3 protein-coding genes and 1 tRNA gene are annotated in these 3,163 nt (G+C 37.0%); all 4 read right to left on the bottom strand.

Annotated features, from left to right (window positions below; genetic code table 11):
- Positions 1-489: 489 nt before the first annotated feature.
- A tRNA-Ala gene (locus DQG13_RS30195) sits at positions 490-590 on the bottom strand.
- A 142-nt stretch (positions 591-732) separates the two neighbouring features.
- Entirely contained in the window at positions 733-1,791 is a 1,059-nt protein-coding gene (locus DQG13_RS30190) for a toll/interleukin-1 receptor domain-containing protein (RefSeq protein WP_181593104.1), read from the bottom strand.
- The gene (locus DQG13_RS30620) at positions 1,788-2,243 is read right to left on the bottom strand and encodes a hypothetical protein (RefSeq protein WP_146767241.1); all 456 of its coding nucleotides are present in this window, start codon (positions 2,241-2,243) and stop codon (positions 1,788-1,790) included. Before DQG13_RS30620 ends, DQG13_RS30190 begins: the two co-directional genes overlap by 4 nt.
- A 230-nt stretch (positions 2,244-2,473) precedes the next feature.
- On the bottom strand, positions 2,474-3,085 hold the full coding sequence (locus DQG13_RS30185; protein ID WP_113023904.1) for a hypothetical protein: 612 nt from the start codon (positions 3,083-3,085) through the stop codon (positions 2,474-2,476).
- Between the last annotated feature and the right edge of the window lie 78 nt (positions 3,086-3,163).

The raw sequence follows: 3,163 nt of genomic DNA, 5'->3' as shown, positions 1-3,163 counted from the left end.
CTTGTCCGATTTTCAAAGGTTTTAATGACTACTAACTGCTGTTTGCATCGCTAACGGCGAAGAGCCTTATTTCCCCAGTGGGAAGCACACTGGTAAGCGGCCAAGTCATTTTCAAGGAGATCATTACCACATTGTTGAAGAAGGCAGGAATGCGTGCCACCGTCAAACAGATAGCCAAGTGTCCGCAGGAGTCAGCTTTGGGGCTATGAAATACCTCGGCAACAGTCATATTGATGAATGCTATGGGGTTTGCAAGAGAGTGATTGTGTGTAGCGGCTTTGCACAATATGGAGCCTAGGGGCATGTCCGAATCTCGATTTAAATGGCTGACGAAGACTATTCGACGAAGCAGATCCCAGCGGTGGATTCAGACGCCGTGCTCGTCCGCTTCGCTCCTTGCGCGCGGGCGAACCCCTTCGTCAGGGGCCCCATCCCGGCCTGCGGCTCCAATAAAAAAGCGTTGACCCAATGGTCAACGCTTTTTTATTATGGAGCCTAGGGGGATCGAACCCCTGACCTCATCGCTGCCAGCGATGCGCTCTACCGCCGTGGTCGGTTTCACAGCCCCAAAAATACGGGGCAACCGAGCCGCGGCGAATAACGCGGATGCTTTTGAGATTATTTTGCATCATATATGCGGAGCTTCTTTGTGTCAATTGCGTACTAATGATCAGGTAAAAGTTTCTTAATTCAGAAATTTCTATTCACTTAAGTCTTTTTAGTGCGCTCTCCTTACACCGATACCAAAAGTTCAATTATCGGCGCAAAATTGCTTTCCTTCATTTTTTGAAAAGAAATACCCTTTCTATCAGCTAGCATTGATGTAAATTCATCGATATCCATGAGAATTTTCTTAATTATTTTTAGCTCTTTGATGGGCTCAATTGTGTTCAAGGGACTATCAATACTCTGAATTAGCTCCTGAAGATTCGATTCTTCCCGCGCCCAATATTTTGCATAAGCAATACGCCCAGCGACATTATAAACATTTGCTCCGACTAAAAAGTCATCGTCAATTCCTTTGTAAAAAGGTCTTTCATTTTCAGATAAAACTATGAACAACATCTTCTTTTCATATTTTCTATTCTTCATAATTTCCAACACTTCATACATACATGGTCGCGACTTTAAGTATGAATCACTAACTATCATAACAACAAAATCATGTTCTTCAATGCTATTCATAAAATCTTTAAAGCTTTCTTTGTACATTACATCACGCTCATCACGCGAAATATAAATGCCATATGGGATTAAAACTTCTTGAAGTTGAGTATCAACTATATCAGCTATAGCAGAATCTTTACTACAATAAGACAAGAAAACCTTTGTATTCTTATTCTGCTCATTTGAGTCATCAATGTCAGCATCAATTAAACACACTTCCAAGTAGTTGAGAAGATAGTTAATAAAAGGGGCAACTGTTTTTCTTGTAAACGCTTGGTACTTTTCCCTGTATGATTTGTCTGAAGTATAGTAGAGCACCATTCCACGAAATTTATTGGGATTTTCCTTGAAATAATTAAGCAACTGATAAACATAAGATACTACCTGTTCAATTCCTGATGGTAAAACTAGTGGTCTCCAAGTAGGTTTTTCACTTATAGTGGCTGCAATATCGTATTGATTTATGCTGCATTTTTTTATGTAATCGGATAATATTACATCTCCATCAATAAAGTTCAATAAATCTTCAAGGAAATTAAATTCCTCCTCACTCTCCATTGACAAGAATTGAGCGGATATCCTTCTAAACTGTGATGAGGTTTTTCTTATGATTTTCTTATTCATATATGGCATCCTCCACATTTAGGACAATAGGCTCCAATCTGTCTGTCAATCTCTCTAATCTTTACTTCAAAATCACAACATTTTAACTTAACTTTGAGATAACAATTAGATGGTTCATATAATTGAAAGTTAGGATTAGCTTTAGGCATCTTTAAATCCATCTTTAGAAACTTACTTTTATTCAACGATTTTATCGAAGGACCTAAAGTCTTTTGAAGATAATCAAAAGCCCACTGCTTGGCCAATTCTCTGCTTTTCTCAATTACTTCTGGTGTAAAAAAAGTATTCATTCGATTAGGTAGTCCACAGATTGGACAAAACATATGAACAAAATCTCCATTTTTAAATTCTTCACCTGTTATCATGAAACGGTTTTTACAATAGTCGCACTCGAGTTCTATGAATCCGTCTTTATCCACGGGAATAGACATCTCAAGAGATACATAGCTCATATAATCACCTTTTATCATCAATGGGATGTTCTATCATCATACTATCATTAAAAGGTCATTGGAACTAGTGTTCCAATGACCTTTTTGCACTGTATAGCTGGAAACAATTATCAAAAACTAAACTATATTTTTTCGATCTCCAACGGTGGTTGTTGATTGCGCCATCCCAACTGCATGAGAAATTCTGTTAGGATAGTTTAACTTAATTTTCACATATTTCATGGCATGAATTATCTTAAAAGTGAGCTAAACATATTGTCTATTTTCAAATCTTCAATTTTTTGATCAAATGTCTCCTCTCGTGTATTTACTAGTCTATGATTAGAATGATCGGACTCATCATTGTCCACATCTTCCAATTTTTCCTTTAAGTAAGTAAAGACACTTTTCATCTCTACGTCAAAAAAGTCCCTAACATCTTCAAGTTCATCCATTAATCCTTTTATGTCATCCTCGGTACTTTCTACGTTTCCCACATCATCGTTGATAGCTTCGAGAATTAAATTTGCTATACCTTTACCATGCTTATCAAAGAAAGTAGCATATTCCTCAGGATAGAGATTGGCGAGTTCAATTAAACCCTTAACATCACTTAAGGAGAACATACAGTTAGTATAGCTAACAATAAAATCTTCGATATTAATGTCCAATACATGTTGTAATTTTTCGAGTACCGAAACAAAAGTCTCTCGTTCATCCGCTTCAAATAAAGTTATATCAGCTTTTTCAATTTTTTCGGCCAAAAGACGATTGATATCTGAGTTGCTATAGTTATAATAGCGATTTAAATAAAGTATCTTTTCGTTATATAAATTTTCGGCATCACTATCCATAAATAACATTTCATCAAAATCGCTTCCTCGCTGTTAGCAGTTAATGCGCCTGTCAATACTGGGTAATATAAACCAGTACACGAGAGG

The sequence above is a fragment of the Paenibacillus sp. YN15 genome (assembly GCF_003285005.1).
Lineage (GTDB): Bacteria > Bacillota > Bacilli > Paenibacillales > NBRC-103111 > Paenibacillus_AR.
Note: the sequence above shows the minus strand (reverse complement) of the source record. Positions and strands in the feature narration are given on the sequence as shown.

Coding starts and splice junctions, on each gene's coding strand:
- DQG13_RS30185 (WP_113023904.1), bottom strand. CDS start 3,085: ATGTTATTTATGGATAGTGATGCCGAAAATTTATATAACGAAAAGATA.
- DQG13_RS30620 (WP_146767241.1), bottom strand. CDS start 2,243: ATGAGCTATGTATCTCTTGAGATGTCTATTCCCGTGGATAAAGACGGA.
- DQG13_RS30190 (WP_181593104.1), bottom strand. CDS start 1,791: ATGAATAAGAAAATCATAAGAAAAACCTCATCACAGTTTAGAAGGATA.